This is a genomic window from Nocardia sp. NPDC102475, assembly GCF_055584605.1.
This window is the reverse complement of sequence record NZ_JBVJLS010000006.1, coordinates 325,431-346,897: the sequence shown is the minus strand read 5'-3', so window position 1 is coordinate 346,897 and position 21,467 is coordinate 325,431. Positions and strand designations below refer to the sequence as shown.

Annotated in this window: 18 protein-coding genes; 5 read left to right on the top strand and 13 right to left on the bottom strand. The window is 66.2% G+C overall.

The annotated features are described in order from the left end of the window. Window positions 1–253: 253 nt before the first annotated feature. From ACZ60G_RS14255 to ACZ60G_RS14240, 4 genes are all read right to left on the bottom strand, one after another. Window positions 254–1,375: a lipase family protein gene (locus ACZ60G_RS14255; RefSeq protein ID WP_465810449.1), complete on the bottom strand. Its 1,122-nt coding sequence runs from the start codon at window positions 1,373–1,375 to the stop codon at window positions 254–256. Window positions 1,376–1,797: 422 nt separating this feature from the next. After that, window positions 1,798–2,799, bottom strand: a complete 1,002-nt coding sequence (gene ilvC, locus ACZ60G_RS14250) for a ketol-acid reductoisomerase (protein WP_174566238.1) — start codon at window positions 2,797–2,799, stop codon at window positions 1,798–1,800. 127 nt (window positions 2,800–2,926) lie between these two features. Next, a complete protein-coding gene (ilvN, locus tag ACZ60G_RS14245; protein WP_063042942.1) occupies window positions 2,927–3,430 on the bottom strand; it encodes an acetolactate synthase small subunit in 504 nt (167 codons plus the stop codon). Beyond that, complete coding sequence (locus tag ACZ60G_RS14240; protein WP_465810446.1) at window positions 3,427–5,355, bottom strand: acetolactate synthase large subunit; 1,929 nt, start codon at window positions 5,353–5,355, stop codon at window positions 3,427–3,429. The genes ilvN and ACZ60G_RS14240 overlap by 4 nt, the downstream gene beginning before the upstream one ends. Before the next feature lie 332 nt (window positions 5,356–5,687). Here ACZ60G_RS14240 and ACZ60G_RS14235 point away from each other — a divergent pair, with 332 nt between their 5' ends. From ACZ60G_RS14235 to ilvD, 3 genes are all read left to right on the top strand, one after another. After that, on the top strand, window positions 5,688–6,395 hold the full coding sequence (locus tag ACZ60G_RS14235; protein WP_465810444.1) for a PH domain-containing protein: 708 nt from the start codon (window positions 5,688–5,690) through the stop codon (window positions 6,393–6,395). Between the two features lie 80 nt (window positions 6,396–6,475). Continuing rightward, on the top strand, window positions 6,476–6,694 hold the full coding sequence (locus ACZ60G_RS14230; protein WP_465810442.1) for a hypothetical protein: 219 nt from the start codon (window positions 6,476–6,478) through the stop codon (window positions 6,692–6,694). A gap of 64 nt (window positions 6,695–6,758) precedes the next feature. Then, complete coding sequence (ilvD, locus tag ACZ60G_RS14225; RefSeq protein WP_465810440.1) at window positions 6,759–8,600, top strand: dihydroxy-acid dehydratase; 1,842 nt, start codon at window positions 6,759–6,761, stop codon at window positions 8,598–8,600. Between the two features lie 95 nt (window positions 8,601–8,695). Here ilvD and ACZ60G_RS14220 read toward each other — a convergent pair whose 3' ends face one another. Next, window positions 8,696–9,586: a DoxX family protein gene (locus tag ACZ60G_RS14220; protein WP_465810438.1), complete on the bottom strand. Its 891-nt coding sequence runs from the start codon at window positions 9,584–9,586 to the stop codon at window positions 8,696–8,698. A 111-nt stretch (window positions 9,587–9,697) separates the two neighbouring features. Here ACZ60G_RS14220 and ACZ60G_RS14215 point away from each other — a divergent pair, with 111 nt between their 5' ends. Beyond that, on the top strand, window positions 9,698–10,804 hold the full coding sequence (locus ACZ60G_RS14215) for a PQQ-dependent sugar dehydrogenase (RefSeq protein WP_465810436.1): 1,107 nt from the start codon (window positions 9,698–9,700) through the stop codon (window positions 10,802–10,804). A gap of 82 nt (window positions 10,805–10,886) precedes the next feature. Here ACZ60G_RS14215 and gatB read toward each other — a convergent pair whose 3' ends face one another. The 6 genes from gatB to ACZ60G_RS14185 form a co-directional block, all read right to left on the bottom strand. Further along, window positions 10,887–12,392 (bottom strand): Asp-tRNA(Asn)/Glu-tRNA(Gln) amidotransferase subunit GatB, encoded by a 1,506-nt coding sequence (gene gatB, locus ACZ60G_RS14210; protein ID WP_465810434.1) that lies wholly within the window; start codon window positions 12,390–12,392, stop codon window positions 10,887–10,889. Between the two features lie 141 nt (window positions 12,393–12,533). Next, window positions 12,534–13,916 (bottom strand): alpha/beta hydrolase family protein, encoded by a 1,383-nt coding sequence (locus ACZ60G_RS14205; protein ID WP_465810432.1) that lies wholly within the window; start codon window positions 13,914–13,916, stop codon window positions 12,534–12,536. Window positions 13,917–14,139: 223 nt separating this feature from the next. Next, window positions 14,140–14,583 (bottom strand): hypothetical protein, encoded by a 444-nt coding sequence (locus ACZ60G_RS14200; RefSeq protein ID WP_465810430.1) that lies wholly within the window; start codon window positions 14,581–14,583, stop codon window positions 14,140–14,142. A 64-nt stretch (window positions 14,584–14,647) separates the two neighbouring features. Next, on the bottom strand, window positions 14,648–15,682 hold the full coding sequence (locus ACZ60G_RS14195) for an ATP-dependent 6-phosphofructokinase (RefSeq protein WP_465810428.1): 1,035 nt from the start codon (window positions 15,680–15,682) through the stop codon (window positions 14,648–14,650). Between the two features lie 71 nt (window positions 15,683–15,753). Further along, entirely contained in the window at window positions 15,754–17,640 is a 1,887-nt protein-coding gene (locus ACZ60G_RS14190; protein WP_465810426.1) for a serine/threonine-protein kinase, read from the bottom strand. Window positions 17,641–17,790: 150 nt separating this feature from the next. Further along, window positions 17,791–18,672 (bottom strand): serine hydrolase, encoded by an 882-nt coding sequence (locus tag ACZ60G_RS14185; protein WP_465810424.1) that lies wholly within the window; start codon window positions 18,670–18,672, stop codon window positions 17,791–17,793. 366 nt (window positions 18,673–19,038) lie between these two features. Here ACZ60G_RS14185 and ACZ60G_RS14180 point away from each other — a divergent pair, with 366 nt between their 5' ends. After that, the gene (locus ACZ60G_RS14180; protein WP_465810422.1) at window positions 19,039–19,521 is read left to right on the top strand and encodes an adenosine-specific kinase; all 483 of its coding nucleotides are present in this window, start codon (window positions 19,039–19,041) and stop codon (window positions 19,519–19,521) included. 131 nt (window positions 19,522–19,652) lie between these two features. Here the strand turns inward: ACZ60G_RS14180 and ACZ60G_RS14175 are convergent, their stop codons facing one another. Further along, window positions 19,653–20,816, bottom strand: coding sequence for an NADH:flavin oxidoreductase (locus tag ACZ60G_RS14175; protein ID WP_465810566.1), 1,164 nt, complete (start codon window positions 20,814–20,816; stop codon window positions 19,653–19,655). Continuing rightward, entirely contained in the window at window positions 20,816–21,391 is a 576-nt protein-coding gene (locus ACZ60G_RS14170) for a TetR family transcriptional regulator (protein WP_465810420.1), read from the bottom strand. The genes ACZ60G_RS14175 and ACZ60G_RS14170 overlap by 1 nt, the downstream gene beginning before the upstream one ends. Between the last annotated feature and the right edge of the window lie 76 nt (window positions 21,392–21,467).

The window sequence follows — 21,467 nt, the reverse complement described above, 5'->3', positions numbered from 1 at the left end:
AGAACAACACTGACAGGGGGTGGGGCCGCCGAAATCCGTTGCGGTAAAACTGTCGCTCCAGAATAGCTGTGCCCGCGCCGACTGCCAGCAATCTGCCGAAAACCACCTTCTGACCTAACGAATTTCCTGAGCCGAGGGGTGCATCGTCGCCGCGGCCGGGAGAATCGAACGCGGTACTCGATCAGCATGCCGGCGGCGGGTTTCGGCCTGAAACCGACCCGCCGCCGGGCATTATGCACCGGAAATCACCGTGCTACGGCAGCGCCGCGCAGTTGGATGGAGCGGGCATACCCGCGAGCCGATCGGTCAACCATTGCTGCGAGGCCACCAGTGACGGGAAGAAGGCAATCACGTGGGTGCCCACGAGTCCGGATGCCGGGGGAATTTCGGCGTTCGATTCCAGCTGAACCGGCACTCCGCCACCACACCAGCCAGCGGCCACGTCGCGCACCGGCACAAATGGCGCTCCCTGGTCGTTCATGGCCGAGGCGGCAAGTACCGGAATGGCCGGCGCGCGTGTGCCGATTCGCTGCTCGGCGAATGCCGACTGCAACGCCGGGGACCGATCGATAACGGCGGTGAGCGGTTCGCCGCTGGTGGTCCACTCCGCCGTATTCCCATGCTCCTGGGCAAGTCCGACCGGGACCGCGCATTTGCCCAGGGATTCCTGCAGGATCGCCTTGCCGAGGTCGTTGAGTTCGGCGTCCAACACCGGGCGAGTTTCCGGGTAGTCGGCGGCAATGCCGTTGAGTATCCAGGCGATCGACGGTGCGAAATCGGCGCGGCCGTCGTTGTATCCGATGAAGTATTCATCGTCCACCACCGGCCCACCGACGTAGGCGCCGCGCACATTCAGATCGGGGGCGTAGCTCGATTGCAGTTCGGCCGCGCCGGCGGAGGCCATACCGCCCTGCGAATACCCGTAGAGAATGACCGGCGTGCCGGGGTTTAGGCCGGAGCCGGGCAATTGCAACGCGGCGCGCGCGGAGTCCAGTACCGCGTAGGCCTGCGCTTTGCGGTTCAGATAGTCGTGCACATCGGGCGTGCCGAGGCCGTGATAGTCGGTCACCACTACCGCGATACCACGGTTGAGCAGCGAACGGATTGCCACCAGATCGTATTCGAAGATTATGTCCAACGGAGCCTGGGCCTGGACGATCTGCGTCATCAGCTTCGAGGGCGCGCATTGATCGCCCTGTCCCTTGGTACCGCCCGCGTACGCGACCAGAGGCCGCTCACCCGGGCCGGTCCACGGCACACTCGGCTGCAGATACGTGCCCACAACCGCCGTACGCGCATCGTGGGTATCACTACTGACGTACATGAGCCGCGTCGCCGCTGCGGGGACCAATCCTGGCTGCCCGGGTGCCGACATTGCCACCGCCGCCGGTTCAGCGCGAACGATGGTGCCCCGCCCGTCCGGAAGCGATGGCGGCGGAAGGTAGAAATCGGCCTCCGCGACTGGTTGCTCACCGGCCGGTTGCGTCCATGCATGTGGAGCAGTGACCGTCCCGCCTCCGACAACAATGAGGGTTCCCGTCAAAGCTGCGGCCAATCCAAATATTCGGCTGCGCACGATTTCTGATCCTTCCTGCGATTTTGGGAGTACCCATGGCATCTAGAATCGGATAGAGAGGTTATCTCCAGGAAGATCGGTTTTCCGTGAATCCCGACCAGAAACGCCGATCCGCGATACCCTCGAATCCCGCAAACACCGAGGTCCACTTCGGCGTCGGCCCGAAACGACAATGGCCCACCCCGACGAATCGGGATGGGCCACTGTGCTGTTCGCGCGTATTACGCGGTTTCGGTGATCGGCCGGTCGACCCAGCTCATCAGGCCGCGCAGCTTGGCGCCGGTGACCTCGATCGGGTGCTCGGCGTTGGCCTTGCGCAGCGCCTCGAGTTCCTTGTTGCCGCCCTCGACGTTGGCGACGAGGCGCTTGACGAAGGTGCCGTCCTGGATGTCGCGCAGGATGTCCTGCATGCGCTTCTTGGTGTCGGCGTCGATGACCCGCGGACCCGACAGGTAGCCACCGAATTCGGCGGTGTCGGAGACCGAGTAGTTCATGCGGGCGATGCCGCCCTCGTACATCAGGTCGACGATGAGCTTGAGCTCGTGCAGCACCTCGAAGTACGCCATCTCCGGCGCGTAGCCCGCCTCGACCATGACCTCGAAACCGGTCTTGACCAGCTCTTCGGTACCACCGCAGAGCACAGCCTGCTCACCGAACAGGTCGGTCTCGGTCTCTTCCTTGAAGGTGGTCTTGATGACGCCGGCACGGGTGCCGCCGATGCCCTTGGCGTAGGACAGCGCCAGCGCCTGGCCCTCACCCTTCGGGTCCTGCTCGACCGCGATCAGGGCCGGAACGCCCTTGCCGTCGACGAACTGGCGACGCACCAGGTGGCCCGGGCCCTTCGGCGCGACCATGCCGATGGTCACGTTGGCCGGGGGCTTGATCAGGCCGAAGTGGATGTTGAGGCCGTGGCCGAAGAACAGCGCGTCGCCGTCCTTCAGGTTGGGCTCGATGTCGTTGGTGAAGATCGACGCCTGGGCGGTGTCGGGGGCCAGCACCATGATCACGTCAGCCCATGCGGAAACCTCCGCCGGGGTGCCGACGGTCAGGCCCGCCTCTTCGGCCTTCGGCCGCGACTTCGAACCCTCAGCGAGGCCGACGCGGACCTCGACACCGGAGTCGCGCAGGCTCAGCGAGTGCGCGTGGCCCTGGCTGCCGTAGCCGATGACAGCGACCTTGCGGCCCTGGATGATCGACAGGTCGGCGTCGTCGTCGTAGAACATCTCGACTGCCACTGTAGGTTCCCTTCTTGTTCTTCTTGTCGAAAGTTGTTTAGTTTCAAGCGGTTCAGCTGGCCAGCCCGCTTTTTGGGCTGGCCCGAAGAACACAGCGCGGCCACCGCGGCGAGCGTTAGCGAGTCGCTGTGATCGACTTGGGTCCGCGGCCAACGGCCACCACACCGGACTGCACGATCTCCCGGACGCCATACGGCTCGAGCATCCGCAGCAGCGCGTCGAGCTTGGACCGGGTTCCGGTCGCCTCGACGGTGAGCGCGTCCGGCGAGACGTCGATCACCTTCGCCCGGAAGAGCGTAACCGCCTCGATGACCTGGGTCCGCACGCTGGCGTCCGCACGCACCTTCACCAGGATCAGTTCGCGGGCGACCGAGGTGTCGGCGTCCTGCTCCACGATCTTGATGACGTTGACCAGCTTGTTGAGCTGCTTGGTGACCTGCTCGAGCGGCAGATCCTCGACCGTGACGACGATGGTCATGCGCGAGATCTCCGGGATCTCGGTGCCGCCGACCGCCAGCGATTCGATATTGAAGCCGCGGCGGGAGAACAGCGCCGCGACCCGTGCCAGCACGCCCGGCTTATCCTCGACCAGCACGCTGAGGGTGTGAGTCGTACTCACTGTTCGGTCCCCTTGCTCTTGTCGTGCGACATCGCCTCGTGGATGACGGCGGGCTCGGCGGCCTGCTCGTCCTCGTCGAAGAGTGGGCGGATGCCGCGCGCGGCCATGATCTCGTCGTTGCTGGTGCCCGCGGCGACCATCGGCCACACCTGGGCGTCCTTGCCGACGATGAAGTCGATCACCACGGGACGGTCGTTGATGGACTGCGCCTCGCGGATCGCGGCCTCCACGTCTTCCTCGCGCTCGACCCGGATGCCGTGGCAGCCGAGGGCTTCGGCGAGTTTGACGAAATCGGGGATGCGCAGGGTGTGCGTGCCCAGATCGGTGTTGGAGTAGCGCTCCTCGTAGAACAGGGTCTGCCACTGGCGGACCATGCCGAGGTTGCCGTTGTTGATCAGCGCGACCTTGATCGGCACGCCCTCGACGGCGCAGGTGGCCAACTCCTGGTTGGTCATCTGGAAGCAGCCGTCACCGTCGACCGCCCACACCTCTTTGTCCGGCGCGCCCATCTTGGCGCCCATGGCGGCCGGGACGGCGTAGCCCATGGTGCCAAGACCACCGGAATTCAGCCAGGTGCGCGGCTTTTCGTACTTGATGAACTGCGCGGCCCACATCTGGTGCTGACCGACGCCGGCACAGTAGATGGCGTCGGGTCCGGCCAGGCGGCCCAGCGCATCGATGACGAATTCCGGCGACAGCGATCCGTCACTCGGCGTCGTCCAGCCGAGCGGGTAGCTCTTGCGGATGCCGTCGAGGTACTGCCACCAGTCGGTGAGGTTCAGTTTCGGCGCGCCGGAGGGGTCGGCCTTCAGCGTTTCGATCAGTTCGACGATCACCTCGCGGCAGTCGCCGACGATCGGGACATCGGCGTGCCGGTTCTTACCGATCTCGGCCGGGTCGATATCGGCGTGGATGATTTTCGCGTCGGGCGCGAAGGAGTCCAGCTGACCGGTGACGCGGTCGTCGAAACGCGCGCCGAGCGTGATCAGCAGATCGGACTTCTGCAGGGCGGCGACGGCGCCGACGGTGCCGTGCATGCCCGGCATGCCCATGTTGAGCTGGTGGCTGTCCGGGAACGCACCGCGCGCCATCAGGGTGGTGACCACCGGGATGCCGGTCAGTTCGGCCAGCTCCAGCAGCTGGGGCGAGGCGTCGGCCTTGATCACGCCGCCGCCGACGTAGAGCACCGGCTGCTTGGCTTCCAGGATCATCCGCGCGGCCTCGCGCACCTGCTTACCGTGCGGTTTGGTCACCGGACGGTAGCCGGGCAGCCGCATCTCCGGCGGCCAGCTGAAGGTGGTCTGCGCCTGCAGTACGTCCTTCGGGATGTCGACGAGCACGGCACCCGGACGACCGGACGAGGCCAGGTAGAAGGCCTCCGCGATCATGCGCGGGATGTCGATACCATCGGTGATGAGGAAGTTGTGCTTGGTGATCGGCATGGTGATGCCGGAGATATCGGCTTCCTGGAATGCGTCGGTGCCGATCAGGCCGCGCCCGACCTGGCCGGTGATGGCGACGATCGGAACCGAGTCCATCTGCGCGTCGGCGATCGGGGTGACCAGGTTGGTCGCGCCCGGACCGGAGGTGGCCATGCAGACGCCGACCTTGCCGGTGGCCTGCGCATAACCGGTGGCCGCGTGGCCCGCGCCCTGCTCGTGCCGGACGAGGACGTGACGGACCTTGGTGGAATCGAAGAGCGGGTCGTAGACCGGGAGAATCGCGCCGCCGGGAATGCCGAATACCGTGTCGACGCCGAGCTCCTCGAGGGAGCGGACGACGGACTGCGCGCCGGTGACCCGCTCGGGCGGGACCTGGCGGCGGTTCGCCGCGTTCGCCGGACCGCCAGCGGGCGCGGCCTGCTGATTCGCCGAAGGCGCCGGCCTGCGGGCCGCGGGCCCGGGCCGTGCGGTTGGTGCACTCACCGTCTTCGTTCCTAACTGTTCGTACTAGACCCCGGACAACTGTGCTTGCACGTGGTGCCTTGCGAAGCGGCCACATGCCAGGACTTTTGTCCCGAACACAAAAAAGCCCCCGACAGCGCATGGCTGTTCGAGGGTGGCGCGTCGCAACGCGAGCTGACGTATTCGACTCAGGTAGTCAGGCTCAACGCTGGACGCGCCGGCCGATTACGAGCAACTCGTTTCGATTCACGCGCATGACGGTATGTGTGCGCGAGTCGATCAGTCAAACAGGTCTCATTATGTGAGACCGAGCGGGTGCTCGAGTCCGTTCACCATGATGCGAGGATGGTGGTGTGTCATCACCGCATCAGTCCGTGCCACCGGCTAAATCGTCCCACACGCCCGCGGCGGGATCGGAGACGGGTAGTTCGCCGGAACCGACCGAGCCGACGCAGACGGCGCAGGTCATCCGCATTACGCAGATGGCCCACCTCGGTGTGCTGGTGCTGCTGTTCTGTGTCTTCTTCGCCTTCGTCGGCTGGCCGATCGGACTGTGGTGGCTGCTGCTGCTCCCGGTCGCGGCGGCGGTGTGGATCGAACGCACGCGCACCACGGTGTCCGAGGACGGGCTGGATCTGCGCACGGTTTTCAGTTCGCGGCACCTCGACTGGACACAGGTCGCGGGGGTCGGCATTCCGAAGCGCGGGTTCGTGCGTGCGCATCTCACCGATGACACCGAGGTGAAGCTGCCCGCCGTCAGCTATGACCGGTTGCGTGATCTGATCCGCGCGTCGAACGGTCGGATTCCGGATCTGTTCGCGGCGGAGGCGGCGGCGCGGGAGGCGGAGTACGAGGCGCGCGAGAGCGAGGACGAGGCGAAGTCGACCACGGCTGGGATTGAAGCCCCCGAAGCCCAAGCCAACGCGGAAGCGACCGAGACCGAGGCCAACGCGGAAGCGGCCAAAGCCACGGCGGAAGGGGCCAGCACCGACGTCGAAGCACCTGCCACCGCAATCGCGGCGCGCGACTCCGACACCGACGCGCGCGACTCCGACGCGTAACGATCGACGCGCGCGACTCCGACGACTAGCGGTTCGCCAGCGGCGGGGATAGGACCGCGGCCAGGTAGGCTCGCTGCCGGATGCGCGATCCGGTGACCGCGTCGGGCGAACAATCCCCGCCCGCCCGCACCGGACCAGTGGATACCGACGGTGCCGGAACCGACGCGGCCGATGACACCGTCCGCGCCGACGACCACCCTCGCGGCGACACCATCCCGAACCACACACCGATCGCGATCAGTGCCGTCGACCGCCCCGAAATCCCCGCCACGCGCAGGAGTAACGTGGTCGGTCGCTGAATTCGCTCATCGAGCGAACTCCGCGCAGTCGCACATCAGCCCCCGCGACCTCCCGAGGATTTACATGCCACCGCTTCGTTCACGGACAACCACCATCGGCCGCAATGCCGCAGGCGCGCGCGCACTCTGGCGCGCCACCGGTATGACCGACTCCGACTTCGGTAAGCCGATCGTCGCCATCGCGAACTCCTACACGCAGTTCGTACCGGGCCACGTGCATCTGAAGAATGTCGGTGAGATCGTCGCGGACGCGGTGCGCGCCGCGGGCGGTGTACCGAGAGAGTTCCACACCATCGCGGTCGACGACGGCATCGCGATGGGCCACGGCGGCATGCTCTACTCGCTGCCCTCGCGTGAAATCATCGCCGATTCGGTCGAATACATGGCCAACGCGCACACCGCCGACGCGCTGGTGTGCATCTCCAATTGCGACAAGATCACACCCGGCATGCTCAATGCCGCTATGCGCCTGAACATCCCGGCCGTCTTCGTTTCCGGCGGGCCGATGGAGGCCGGTAAGGCCGTGGTCGTCGGCGGTGTCGCACAGGCGCCGACCGATCTGATCACCGCGATCGCGGCCAGCGCCAATATGAATGTCAGCGAGGACGGTCTGTCCGAGGTCGAGCGCAGTGCCTGTCCGACCTGCGGCTCCTGCTCCGGCATGTTCACCGCCAATTCGATGAACTGCCTCACCGAGGCGCTCGGACTCGCACTGCCCGGCAACGGATCCACGCTGGCCACCCATGCCGCCCGGCACGCGCTGTTCGAGCGGGCGGGCACCGTGATCGTCGATATCGCGAATCGCTGGTATCGCGAGGACGATGCGTCGGTGCTGCCGCGGAATGTGGCCGATGCCAAGGCCTTCCGCAATGCGATGGCGCTGGACGTGGCGATGGGCGGTTCCACGAATACGGTGCTGCACACCCTGGCCGCCGCGCAGGAGGGTGAGATCGACTTCGATCTGTCGACCATCGAGGAGACCAGCCGCCGGGTGCCGACGCTGTCCAAGGTCTCCCCCAACTCCGACTACCACATGGAGGATGTGCACCGGGCCGGTGGCATTCCGGCCATCCTCGGCGAGCTGCGCCGGGCCGGACTGCTGGAGACCGACGTCACGACGGTGCACACCAAGAGCTTCGACGAATGGCTCGACACCTGGGATATCCGCTCCGGCAAGGCATCCGAGGAAGCCATCGAACTGTTCCACGCCGCACCGGGCGGGGTGCGCACGGTCGAGCCGTTCTCCACGAGCAACCGGTGGTCGTCGCTGGACACCGATGCCGCGGGCGGCTGCATCCGCGATCTCGAGCACGCCTACACCAAGGAGGGCGGGCTGGTCGTGCTGCGCGGCAATATCGCGCCCGACGGCGCGGTGCTCAAGACCGCCGGTATCGATGAGGAGCTGTTCACCTTCCAGGGTCCGGCCGTGGTGGTGGAGTCGCAGGAGGAGGCCGTTTCGGCGATCCTCGGCAAGAAGATCAAGCCGGGCGATGTCATCGTGGTCCGCTACGAGGGTCCCGCCGGCGGCCCCGGTATGCAGGAAATGCTGCACCCCACCGCATTCCTGAAGGGCGCCGGTCTCGGCAAGGAGTGCGCGCTGATCACCGACGGCCGCTTCTCCGGCGGCACCTCCGGTCTGTCGATCGGCCACATGTCGCCCGAGGCGGCCAGCGGCGGCGCCATCGGCCTGATCGAGAACGGCGACCGGATCCGCATCGACGTCACCACCCGCACCCTCGAGGTGCTCGTCGACGATGCCGTGCTCGCCGAACGCCGCGCGAAAATGGAAGCGTCCGAACGGCCTTGGCAGCCGGTCGATCGGGTGCGTCCGGTGACCACCGCGCTGCGCGCCTACGCCGCACTCGCGACGTCCGCCGACAAGGGTGCCGTGCGGCGCGTGCCGTAATTACCCGACACCCGACCCCTTGTGCCCCACCAGACATCGCCCAGAAGCGAAAGGCGCCCCTCGAAGACGAAGGGCGCCAGTGGAATTGGGCAGGTTTACTTGAACGGGCCGATCCCGGTCAGCGGGTTGCCGCCGTGGAGCCAGTACCAGGTGCCGATGGCGGCGGCCACGGCCAGGATGAGGACTACGAGGGAACCGTAGGCGGGGCGGGTGGCCCAGCCGCGGTTGCGGTCGAAGGACAGGCGGCCGGGTCCGGTCAGCAGCAGGACGACGGCGGTGCCCGCGAGGATGGACTCCAGTTCCACACCGCTCTTGACCGAGGACTTGTACTGGAAGCCGGGGATCATGCCCTGCTTCCACAGCCACGCGTCGATGATCACCGCGAGCACGGCACCCGCGGCGAGCGGAGTGGCCAGACCGAGCACCAGCAGTCCGCCGCCACCGACTTCACCGGCGATGACCAGGATGGTCGACAGGGTCGCGTGGTCCCAGCCGCCCGACGCCATCATGTCGCGGGTGTTGTCCAGCCCCTGGCCGTTGAACCAGGTGGTGAGCTTCTGCAGGCCGTGGTAGATGAAGGTGCCGCCGACGACGAGGCGCAGCACGAACAGGCCGAGATCGAGAGTGCCGCGGCGGGCGTCGCCATTGCGGCGGCGTAGCGGGCGGCTCGGCTCACCACCGGATGGGCTCGAGGCGGGCGGAATGCTGGCGTAGGAATAGGACGCGGCTTCGTTCGCCCTGGTCTGTTCACCGACCGAGGGGATCTCCGGATCGAGGCCTAGTTCCTCCTCGGTGCGCGGCACATCCTTGGCCGAATCGGGGCTGAGCGATGGGATATCGGAGGGCAATCTGGGCAGCACGCCGGTGGGTGAATCGTAGGGACTGGTCACGCCACGACCGGTGGACGACATCGCCGACTGCTCATCCGTAGGCGTTGCCGCACCCTCGGTTTTGCGCGCGGATGTGTCTTTGGGCTCTTCGGTCACGGTCGATACCCTATGCGGCCTTGCGCCCGCGTGGGCGGTCTCGATGCGACGGCGTGTCCGTTTATCGACCCGGAGCGGCACATCGGCCGCGGTTTCCGTAACGTCTGAACCATGAGTTTGGTTGTCGCGGGGCGTATCGCCCTGAGCCTGGCGCTCGGCTCCGTCCTGCTGGTCGGCTGCGCCCGATTCGACGATTCCGCCTCCAGCCCGTTCACACCCGAACCGACCTTCAACCCCGCCGAACCAAAATCGCCGCAGCAGAGCCCCTCGCAGCGCCCGCGCCCGACCGGCCCGTGCATCGATCCGGATCCGAATGTGATCACAACCTGCCTGGATTCCACCGCGGGCATCATCTCGCTCGGCGAAGATGCGCTCGTCACCGAGCGACGCACCGGACGCATCTACAAGACGGTCGCGGTGGATCCGAGCGATCCGCAGTCGCCGCCGATTCTGGTCGGCCAGGTCGATGTTGACGGCGCCGGTGACGGCGGCATCTCCGATATCGCCCTCTCGCCGACTTATCGCGAGGACGGACTCATCTACGCCTACATCACCACCGGATCCGATAACCGGGTGGTGCGCATCGCGGAGAACGGGCCGCCGAAGACCATCCTCACCGGAATCCCGAAGGGATCGGTCGGCAATCACGGTGCGCTGGAATTCATTTCGCCGACCGAACTGTTGGTGCTGACCGGCGATGCGGGCAATCCCGGTCTGGCAAGTGCGCCGTCGTCGCTGGCGGGCAAGGTGTTGCGGATCAATTCGCCGTCACCGGGAGCCAATGCGGAGGTCGTGGCGTCGGGCCTCGGCACGGCGGGCGATCTGTGCGACGACGGGAAGGACAGCGTCTGGATCACCGATCGCACCCCGACCGAGGATCGTCTGCAGCGCCTGGGCCGGGACGGATCGATCACCACCGCGTGGACTTGGCCGGATCGGCCCGGCGTGGGTGGCTGCGCGGCCGGACCCGATGTGGTGGCGATCGCGATGTCGGGGGCGAAGGCGCTGGCGATCGCGAATCCGGATGCGAACACCCACGCGATCACTGCGGCGCCGACATTCACCGTGCAGGACAAATACGGCAGGCTCGGCGGTGCGGCCGCCGGTGCGGACGGCACCATCTGGGCGACCACCGTCAACAATGACGATAATCACGGGCCGTTCGACGATCGGGTGATCAAGATCCCGCCGCCGTCGCAGGGCACCGGACCGGACTAACCGCGCCGATAGCAAAGTGGGCGGGTCCCTTGGGGACCCGCCCACTTCACATTCGTCGGGAAACCGCCGGTGCGGACCGAACTCAGGCGCAGGCCTCGAGCACGAGCTCACGCACGCGGGCCGCATCGGCTTGGCCGCGCGTCGCCTTCATGACGTCACCGACGATCTTGCCCGCGGCCTGCACCTTGCCCGAGCGGATCTTCTCGGCGATATCGGGATTGGCCTCGAGCGCCTTCTGCACCTCCGCCTGCAACGCGGTCTCGTCGCTGACCATGCCGAGGCCCTTGGTCTCGACGATCTTCGCCGGATCACCCTCGCCCGCGAGCACGAAGTCGACGACCTGCTTGGCGACCTTGTTGTTCACCGTCTTCGATTCGACGAGCTTGATCACCTCGGCCACCTGGGCGGGCGTGATCGGCAGTTCCTCCAGGGAAACCTCGCGCTCCTTGGCCTTTTCGGTGAGGTAGGCGACCCACCACGAGCGGGCCTCGTTGACCGGAGCACCCGCATCGACGGTCGCGATGATGAGATCCAGCGCGCCCGCGTTCACCAGGTCGCGCATAACCTCGGCGGACAGTCCCCAGTCGGACTGGATGCGCGCGCGGCGCAGCCACGGGTACTCCGGAATCGTGCCGCGCAACTGCTCTACCCAATCCTCGGCGGGCGCAACGGGTTCCAGGTCCGGCTCGGGGAAGTAGCGGTAGTCCTCGGCGGTCTCCTTGCGTCGACCGGGCGAGGTGGTGCCGTCGCTCTCGTGGAAGTGCCTGGTCTCCTGCACTATCGAACCGCCGTCGGCGAGAATGGCGGCCTGGCGGCGCATTTCGAAGCGGACCGCGACCTCGACGCTCTTGAGCGAGTTGACGTTCTTGGTCTCGGTGCGGGTGCCGAATTCCGTCGCGCCGATGAGCATCAGCGAAACGTTGGCATCGCAACGCAGCGAACCCTGCTCCATTTTGACGTCGGAGACCTGCAGCGACTTCAGAACCTCACGCAACGCGGTCACGTAGGCCCGCGCCACCTCCGGCGCCCGCACCCCCGCGCCGGTGATCGGCTTGGTGACGATCTCGATGAGCGGCACGCCGGCCCGGTTGTAGTCCAGCAGCGAGTGACTCGCGCCGTGGATGCGGCCGGTCGAGCCACCGATATGGGTGGACTTGCCGGTGTCCTCTTCCATATGCGCGCGCTCGATCTCGACACGGAAGATACTGCCGTCGTCGAGAACCACGTCGAGGTGACCGTTGGTGGCGATCGGCTCGTCGTACTGGCTGATCTGGTAGTTCTTCGGCTGGTCCGGGTAGAAGTAGTTCTTGCGCGCGAACCGGCCCCACGGGGTGATCGCGCAATTCAGGGCCAGCCCGATCCGGATCGCCGACGCCACGGCCTGCTCGTTCACCACCGGCAGCGAGCCAGGCAGACCGAGGCACACCGGGCACACCTGGGTGTTCGGCTCCGCGCCGAACTCGGTCGGACAACCGCAGAACATCTTCGTGGCGGTGTTCAGCTCGACGTGAACCTCCATGCCGAGCACCGGCTCGAACCGGTCGATGACATCGGCATAGTCCATCAAGTCGACGGTGGGTGCACTCATAGCGATCAGTCTATTGACCCGCCCGCCGCCCTCGCCAAGCGACCGCACCCGTCGACTGCCGTGTCTCGCCGAAGCATGGGCTGGACTGTCGCGTCGCCAGTGCCGACCTGCTGTGCGGCACCGGACCAGCGGGGCGGTTCGCTAGCGGGGTTGGGTGTGTTGGGTGAGCCAGGTGGTGGTGTAGGTGAGCACGTCGGGGGCGATGGTGGTTTCGATGCCGGTGTATTCGCTGGGCAGGCCGGAGTTGGCGGGTTGCATGAGGTGGTTCAGGTCGGGGAAGACGTGCACGGTGGCGTCCGGGTCGGCGGTCAGGCGGTCGCGCATCGGTTGTTCGTTCTGGGTGGCGAGGACCTGCATGTCCTTGGTGCCGAAGAAGGCGAGGACCGGGATGCGCAGGGCGGAGAGCGCGGTGGCCGGATCGTAGGTGATGAAGGACGCCATGTACGTGGTGTTGTAGGCGTCGAGGGTTTCCGCGGAGGCGCGCTGGTTCGGCGGGAGGGATTCGTTGTGGCGGTAGGCGAGGTCCTTGGCGGCGGCCAGGTCACCGGCGCGGATCAGATTGGTCCAGTCGGTGATGTAGGTGACCTGATCATCGATTTGGGACTGCGTTGCGCCCGCCGCGCTGAGCAGTGCGCGGTTCTGCTCGATCAGCACCTCCCAGCCGGGTACCGAGGGGCCCGCCATCAGGATCGCGAAGGCGACGCCGCTGTCCGGGCGGGATGCCACCAGGGGTGCGAGATAGCCGCCCTCACTATGGCCGAACAGTCCGACGCGGGCCGGGTCGATATCCGGGCGGGCGCGCAGGAAGCGCACGCCGACGGCCGCATCCGCGGCGAGATCGCTGTATGTGGCGTCGTCGAGTTTGCCGCTGGTACCGCCGACGCCGCGGTCATCGGTACGCAGTACGGCATAACCCGCACGGGTGTAGGTGTCGGCCAGCAGCAGGAAAGGCTTGTGGCCCATGAGTTCTTCGTTGCGGTCCTGAGGGCCGCTGCCGGAGATCATCAGGATTGCCGGGAAGGGGCCGTTGCCCTCGGGCAGAGTCAGTGTGCCCGCGATGGCGATATCGCCGTTGCGGTAGGTGACGTCCTCGGAGCGGTAGGGGTACGGCGGTTTCGGCTCCTGCGGATGCGCGGACGTCCCGATCTTGCCGGGCTCGAACGTCAATGGCACGCTCTGGCCCGCTTGCCGGAACTGACCGCTGATCCGGTTGGCATCCTTGTCGAATTTGCCGTCGAACACCGCATCGCCCGGAGTGTTCGGAATCGCGAACGCCACCCGATCCGGTTCGGCGGAAACATCTTTCAGCTCCGCGCCATTCACACCCTGCGACGGGATGTCGATGGTGGCACTGCCGTTGTCGGCGAAACTCACCCCCACCGCCAACGGCGCGCCGGGCACCTCGATGGACCCGTGCCAATCCCCGGTCAACGACCGGGTCTGGCCCTTATCCGATGACGAACAGCCCGCCACCAACGCAACGATCAGGATCAGAACCGAGACGAGCCATCGCCCAGTGCGCATTCCACAACATTACCGATCCGCGCGGACAATTCGGACGAACTCCGGGGCGCGCGGCCTCACGGTCACGCCCACCACACCGGCGCAGGACCGCTCAGCGAACCGATATCGTTGCGCGGCAATCACCTCCGCCCGCGCCTCGAACCGGCGTGACAATCGCTCCCATTCCCCCCTGCAACCGCCGCCCCGATCGCCCCCCGCGCCGGCGGAACGCCGGGGCGGAGGTTCAGTCCGCGCGGGCGTATCGGACCGCGGCGGCGATCGCGTCCATGTCGAGTTCGAGGGTGGGGTCGTCTTCTTGTGCCTCTTGGAATTCCAGCATGGCGTCCGACATGCCGCCGCGGCGCGCGATGGCGAGGAGTTCACGGCGGACGTAGGCGCCGAGCGGGAGTTCGGCGGCGCGGGCGCGGCGACCGAACATGCCGAGGGCGTCGGCGGGCAGATCGTAGACCTGGATGAGGGTCACCGCATCGGAGTCGAATTGCGGGGTCAGATCGCGGCCCTGGGCTTCCAGGAATTCCACGATCGTGTCCACGGAAGTTCGCCGATGCGCCATTGCGATCAGTTCCTGACGGACCTGAGCTTCGATCGATATGCCCGCGATGCGAGCACGGCGGCGGAATACGGCGACAGCATCGGTGGGCAGGTCGAATACCTGGAGTTGAGCCACGACGACCAGAGTAGCTGTGCGACAAGGAATTCGGCAGGTCTCGATTGTGCAACAACCGCCGGGATCAGCCAAAAAATGCCTCGGCTTCGCGGTAGCGCTCGGTCGGCACCCGCTTGAGCTGCTTGGTGGCCTCGGACAACGGGACCAGATCGATGGAAGTGCCGTGCAGAGCAACCATTTGGCCGAATTGTCCGGCATGCACGGCTTCGGCGGCATGCAGACCGAACCGAGTCGCCAGCACCCGGTCGTACGGGGTCGGGCTGCCGCCGCGCTGGACGTGACCGAGCACGGTGGTGCGGACCTCTTTGCCGATGCGGCGTTCGATCTCGGTGCCCAGCTGCTGCGCGACACCGGTGAACCGTTCGTGGCCGAATTCGTCGATGCCACCCTCGAGCAGAGCGAATCCGGAATCCGGGGCCGGATGCGCACCCTCGGCGACCACGCAGATGAAGTGCTTATCGCCGCGCTGGAAGCGGCGCTTGATCATCGAGCACACCTCGCCCACGTCGAAGGGCACCTCGGGAACCAGCGTGAGGTGAGCGCCCGCCGCCACGCCCGAGTTGATCGCGATCCAGCCCGCGTGGCGGCCCATCACCTCGACCAGCATGACGCGCTGATGCGATTCGGCGGTGGTGTGCAGCCGGTCGATGGCCTCGGAGGCGATGGACAGCGCGGTGTCGTGGCCGAAAGTGACGTCGGTGCAGTCGATGTCGTTATCGATGGTTTTCGGGACCCCGACCACCGGGACGCCCTCGTCGGACAGCCAACTCGCGGCTGTGAGCGTGCCCTCGCCGCCGATCGGGATCAGTGCCTCGATCCCGTTGTCGTCGAGGGTGCGTTTGATCTGGTCCAGTCCGGCACGCAGTTTGTCGGGATTGGTGCGAGCGGTGCCGAGCATCGTGCCGCCCTTGGTGAGCAGGCGGTCGGTGCGATCGTCGTTCTGAATGGTGATCTTTCGGTCTTCGAGTAACCCGCGCCAGCCGTCCTGGAAGCCGATGATCGCGTCCCCGTAGCGTCCGTTCGCGGTGCGAACGACGGCACGGATGACCGCGTTCAGTCCTGGACAGTCGCCGCCTCCGGTCAACACTCCGATGCGCATGGCGCATATCTTGCACCGCTTCGCGCGATCGCGCGGTCGCACCCCCGTGAACACCGGGTAACGGCTACGACTCAATACACATAGACGATGGCGTTCTCGCCGCCGCTGCAGGTTGCGAATTGATCACCTGCCGTGCAATTCAGCTTGTAATCCCGATTGTTGATCGGACTGTGCGCCATGACCGACCGATCGGTAATAGTGCTGTCACCACCATTCGCGTACGCCTTGCGCACCTCCTCGGCGAAGGCGCAACTGGTGACGGTGGTGCCGATCGCGGACGAGGTGAATCGGCCGAGTGCCGGATACAGCTTGGCGCACGGTTTCGCACCGGCGGGCAGGTGTGCGGGCATGGTCGTGGTCGTCGGCCGACCGGAATGTTCACTTGCGTTGTGCACCTGCCAGCCGATAATCCCCCCGATCGCCAGGACTACAAGCACCGCGCCGATCCAGACGATGCGCATCGATCGACGCGCACGAATGGGTGTCGGATCCGGTGGGTACGGTGCGTCGGATTGGGGCATCGGCATGCCGACGGTTCTCGACAGTGCCTCGGTGGTCGCGTCATGCGGCGGAACATCGCGGCGCATCGGATCCGATGAGTGCCGGGGGACGAGCGTCGGCTCGAGTCCGGTGATCTGCTGCGGTCCGCTGGTCGAGTGTGGCCCGATATGCGATTGAGGTCTGTTCGAAAGTTGTGAACCGCTCCCTTGCGGCTGGCCTCCCGTCCGTTGCGGACCGCCCGCCGACCGCGGACCAACTGGCTGTTGCGCCCCGCCTGCCTGCGGCGGACCACCCGACCCGGGCGGGCCGCCTGCCTGCCGCGGTCCACCAGACTGCTGCGATCCACCCGACTGCTGCGGACCCAGCTGCGGCGAACCGCCTGCCTGCTGCACACCACTGACTGACTGCGACCCGCCCGACTGCCGCGGACCACCTCCCGGCAGCGATCCACCCGACTGCTGCGGACCGCCTGCTGATTGCGACCCGGCTGACTGCTGTGGCCAGTTCGGCGACTGCCGATCGATCGTCGATTCCGGTCCGAAGGTCGGGAAGATGATGGTCGCTGGGGCGGGTTGTGGGTTGGAGATCTGGGCGGTGGGCACGTCCGAGTTCGGCACGGACGATGTGCCCGATACCGCGGCTCTGGCTGCCGAGGCGAGCGCGCGGGCCGTTGGGTAGCGGTCGGCGGGTTCCTTGGCCATGCCGCGGGAGACGACCTCGTCCAGTGCGCCGGGCAGTCCGGCTCGTTTGGTGGTCGGGCGGGGTGGTGGTGTCGAAAGGTGGGCTCGGATGAGCGAACTCATTCCGTCGGCAGGAAAAGGTTGGGTACCGGTGAGGCATTCGAACAGCACGCAGGCGAGGGAGTAGACGTCGGCGGTGCCGCCGATCGGGGCGGTGTCGAATCGTTCCGGCGCGATGTAGCTGTAGGAGCCGATGGCTTGGCCGGTCGCGGTGACGCTGGGGTCGCGCTCGGAGCGGGCGATGCCGAAGTCGGCGAGGTACGCGAAATCCGAAGGGGTGACCAGGATATTGGCAGGTTTGACGTCGCGATGCACCAAACCCTCGGCATGCGCGGCATCGAGGGCTGCCGCGACCTGTTCGATGATGCCGACCGCACGGGTGGGGCTCAGCGGCCCCTTGTCGCGCAGCACCGAGCGCAGATCGCTGCCGCGGACCAGCCGCATATCGATATAGAGCACACCGTCGATCTCGCCCCAGTCGTGAATCGGGATGACGTGCGGTTCGGCCAGCCGCGCGGCGACCCGGGATTCATGCCGGAATCGCTGCTGGAACCGCGGATCGTCGGCCAGCGCCATGGGCAGCAGTTTGACCGCGACCACACGGTCCTTGCCCGTGTCGTACGCCTCGTAGACCTCCCCCATCCCGCCGCGGCCCAGCAATGCACGCAATTCGTAGGGGCCGAATCGCGTACCGGCCCGCGACTGCGTTTCGTCCACCCCGTTACCTCCACCTCGCCGAACCGCCCCACGGTCGTGGTCCTGCGATCTCACCCGTTAGTCGGGAATCTCGGGTGCCACCGTTACCCGGTCAAGTGTGCGCGCCCACGGGGCCACCGCGCGAACCCGCAGGCGCCGACTCGACCGGGATCAGGAACAGCTGCCGCCGGAGAATTCGTCGAGGTGCTGGGAGATCACGGTGGCGAGCCGGTCCAGGATGTTCGTTCCCTCGGAGAAGCTGCCCGAATCGGGCTGGATGGCAATGGCGACCGCGATCTGACCGGCCGGTCCCTGGATCAGACCGAATTGGCGGACCAGATAGGAGCCGGAGGTGTCGGGCCCCCAACCACCTTTGAATTCCGCGCCCTTGAGTTCGCCGAGGCCCCAGCGCTGACTCGACGTGATCTGTTCCATCAGATCGATCACGTCCGAGCTCTGCGATAGGCATGGCAGCCGGGAGGCGAACCGAACCTGTTCGGTGAGCGCCCAATCCGCCTGTCCGAATGCGGAGGCATCGGAGCGCGTCTTGGTGGCGGGCACCGCGGTCTTGGTATCGCCGCCCTCGCGTAGCACCGCCTCGACCGCCTTGGCCGCCTCCTGGCCGGTGCCGAGCGACTGCCAGAGAGTATCGGCCGCGGCGTTGTCGGACTGGGTGATCGCCGCCGTCGCCGCGTAGCTCGAGCTGGTCGAACTCTTGCGCTGCGAAGCGATGACCAGCGGCACCTTCATCGTCGACCAGGCGGGGCCGGTGGTCCAGTCGCCGAAGGTCACCATCTTCTCGCCGCCGACCGGCATGATCGCCATGCCCAGCTTGCCGTGCACACTCAACTGCAGTTCCTGGAAACCGGCGGCCAGTGTGCCCGGCACAGTGACGGATAGGTGCTGCTGATCGGTGTGCGCGGCAGCAGCGGTGATGCTGGGCTCCGCAGAGTACTTGTCGGCGTCCGTGCCGCATCCGGCCACCGTGAGGAGTCCGGCCAGCGCGGTAACGCCGACCGCTTTTCGCAGGCGCCGGGATAGCTCAAAATACATACTTCGACACATTCTCGTTTCGAACTCCCCCGCGTTTCGATGTCAACACGGCGTCCCGACACCGTACTTGGCATCGACACCGACCGCCCACCGCAACCGCGCCCCGCCGCCGAACCCCGAACAGCGACAACGGCTTACAGCGTGGTCAACCGGCATGTACACCGTAATGCGTCCGCTTTGCGCCACCGGTAGTCCATGACCGTGCGCTGCCGCCCTCATCCGCGAACTCCTCGTGTTCATCGCCTCGCAACGTACTCGACAAATCCGACACAGCCCACTTTTGCTGGTACCAGGGGTACTGCGCGCCTTGAAGGGACGGGCGTGTCGCCCTGGCGCAGGGGCTCGAATGCGGCGCAGGATAGTTCGATGGAGCTGACTTCGGTACACATCGATAAACCGGACGATCTCAACGTCATCGTCGGGCAGGCCCACTTCATCAAGGCGGTCGAGGACCTGCACGAGGCACTGGTCGGGATCAGTCCGCATCTGCGTTTCGGGTTGGCATTCTGTGAGGCATCCGGGCCGCGGCTGATCCGGACCTCCGGCAACGACGACGATCTGACCGAGCTCGCCACCAAGAATGCTGTCGCGGTCGGCGCAGGACATTCGTTCATCGTGTTCCTGCGCGAGGGCTATCCGGTCAATGTGCTCAATGCGGTACGGCAGGTCCCCGAGGTCTGTGGAATATTCTGCGCCACCGCGAATCCGGTCGAGATATTAATTGCCGAGACCGAATCGGGACGCGGAATTATCGGAGTCGTCGACGGAGGCGCACCACTCGGCGTCGAAGGCCCCACCGACAAAGAAGCCCGCAAACAACTATTGCGCCAAATCGGATACAAGCTGTAATACCCGGCCACCTCGATCAAGGCTCCCCGCCCTCGACTGCCGCAAGCTCAGTGCTGGGATCTGGACACCCGATCACCATGTATCGGTGGCGGCAAATCTCGAGAGTGTCCCCGCCACCAATACATTCTCGGCTAATTGTCACGGAGGACGCAGCGGGTGCGGGTGTAGATGGTGGGCATGCATTCGTTGCAGTGGGTGCAGGCCGATCGGGTGTTCTGGTCGGCTTGGATTCGGAGGAGGAGGTCTGGTTCGCGCAGTAGGGCGCGGCCCATGGCGACGAATTCGAAACCCTCGGCCATTGCCGTGTGCATTGTGTCGAGGTCGGTGATGCCACCCAATAGGATCAATGGCATCGACAGTTCTCTGCGGAATTGACGGGCGCGTTCGAGCAGGTAGGCATCGCGGTATGGGTACTCACGGAGGAAGCCGCGGCCCATCAGGCGGAAGCCCCAGCGTGCCGGGGCAGGAAGGACTTTCGCGAATTCCTTGCGTGGAGCGTCGCCGTGGAACAAGAGCATCGGATTGAGCAGGGAGCTGCCTGCGGTGAGTTCCAACGCATCCAGTGCGCCGTCCGATTCCAGCCAGGCGGCCACCTGCAATGACTCCGGGAGCGAAAGGCCGCCGCGCACACCGTCTTCCATATTCAACTTCGCGGTGACAGCCAAGCGGTCGCCGACGGCTTCCCGCACCGCTACCGCGACCTCGCGGGCGAGCCGGGCGCGGTTGGCCGGGGATCCGCCGTAACGATCCTTGCGCCGGTTCAGTAGCGGGCTCAGGAACGAACTCACCAAATAGTTGTGGCCGAAGTGGATTTCGACCGCATCGAAGCCCGACTGCTCGGCGAGCCGGGCGGCATTCGCGTAATCGGCTGTGACCGCGGCGATTTCGGACAAGTCCGGAACGTGCATGGGCCGCATACCGAGTGGGCTGAACATTCGGCTCGGCGCCAGTGCGGGCGCGCGATTGGATGCGGCATTGGCGACCGGTCCCGCATGACCGATCTGGGCGCTGACGGCGGCGCCTTCGGCGTGCACGGCGTCGGTGAGTTCGCGCAGTCCGGCGACGGCTTCCGGCCGCATCCAGATCTGGTGCCGGTCGGTGCGGCCACCCGGCGAGATCGCGCAGTAGGCGACCGTCGTCATACCCACTCCGCCTGCTGCGATTTCGCGATGGAAGTCGATCAGTTCGTCGGTGACCAGCGCGTCCGGTGTTCGTCCCTCGAAGGTCGCGGCCTTGATCACCCTGTTGCGCAATGTGATCGGGCCGAGTGTGGTCGGTGCGAATACTTCGTTCATCATTTCTCTCCTGGCGTGGTCAGTCCGGCGACCACGAAGTCTCGTAGCGTGCGGACCGCCTCGTCCGACAGCTCACGCTCCCCGGTGCCGGCACCACCGAACTGCACGATGATCAGGTCGAACGCCAATCCCCAGCGCCGCCGGCTCTCGGGTTCGCTCAGCTCCGGCAGCAAGCCGACCCAGGCGTCCATGCGGAACCAGTGCCGACGCCACATCGTCGGGTGCCGACCGAGAACGAATTGGGCCAGCAGCCGCAGATGCAGCCGCCCGACCGGATCGGCCGCCAATCCGATGAACGGCTCGATCACCGCATCCACCAGCGCCGACACCGAACCGTGCGCGGTCGTCACCTCGGTCAGCCGTTCGGCCCACAATGACCCGAGCCGATCCTCCAGCAATGCCGCGACCAGCGCTTCCTTCGAGCCGAAGTGATAGTGCACCGCAGCGGGATTGGCCCCGGCCGCCGCGCAGATCGCCCGCACCGAGACATCGTCGTACCGCTCGGTCAGCAAGAGTCGCTCGGCCGCCAGCAATAGCCGCTCGCGCGTGCCCGCCGCGGCTGCCTGTTCCACCATGACTGCAGTCAACCACGTTCCAATCATCGATTCAATCACTGATTGAATCGATGATTGATAACTGCGAGAGGCCTAG

Excerpts from the sequence above, each read along its gene's own strand:
- ACZ60G_RS14180 (WP_465810422.1), top strand. The coding sequence starts at position 19,039 with ATGGAGCTGACTTCGGTACACATCGATAAACCGGACGATCTCAACGTC.
- ACZ60G_RS14170 (WP_465810420.1), bottom strand. The coding sequence starts at position 21,391 with ATGGTGGAACAGGCAGCCGCGGCGGGCACGCGCGAGCGGCTATTGCTG.
- ilvD (WP_465810440.1), top strand. The coding sequence starts at position 6,759 with ATGCCACCGCTTCGTTCACGGACAACCACCATCGGCCGCAATGCCGCA.
- ACZ60G_RS14215 (WP_465810436.1), top strand. The coding sequence starts at position 9,698 with ATGAGTTTGGTTGTCGCGGGGCGTATCGCCCTGAGCCTGGCGCTCGGC.
- gatB (WP_465810434.1), bottom strand. The coding sequence starts at position 12,392 with ATGAGTGCACCCACCGTCGACTTGATGGACTATGCCGATGTCATCGAC.
- ACZ60G_RS14175 (WP_465810566.1), bottom strand. The coding sequence starts at position 20,816 with ATGAACGAAGTATTCGCACCGACCACACTCGGCCCGATCACATTGCGC.
- ACZ60G_RS14230 (WP_465810442.1), top strand. The coding sequence starts at position 6,476 with ATGCGCGATCCGGTGACCGCGTCGGGCGAACAATCCCCGCCCGCCCGC.
- ACZ60G_RS14185 (WP_465810424.1), bottom strand. The coding sequence starts at position 18,672 with ATGTATTTTGAGCTATCCCGGCGCCTGCGAAAAGCGGTCGGCGTTACC.
- ACZ60G_RS14195 (WP_465810428.1), bottom strand. The coding sequence starts at position 15,682 with ATGCGCATCGGAGTGTTGACCGGAGGCGGCGACTGTCCAGGACTGAAC.
- ACZ60G_RS14205 (WP_465810432.1), bottom strand. The coding sequence starts at position 13,916 with ATGCGCACTGGGCGATGGCTCGTCTCGGTTCTGATCCTGATCGTTGCG.
- ilvC (WP_174566238.1), bottom strand. The coding sequence starts at position 2,799 with ATGTTCTACGACGACGACGCCGACCTGTCGATCATCCAGGGCCGCAAG.
- ACZ60G_RS14255 (WP_465810449.1), bottom strand. The coding sequence starts at position 1,375 with ATGTCGGCACCCGGGCAGCCAGGATTGGTCCCCGCAGCGGCGACGCGG.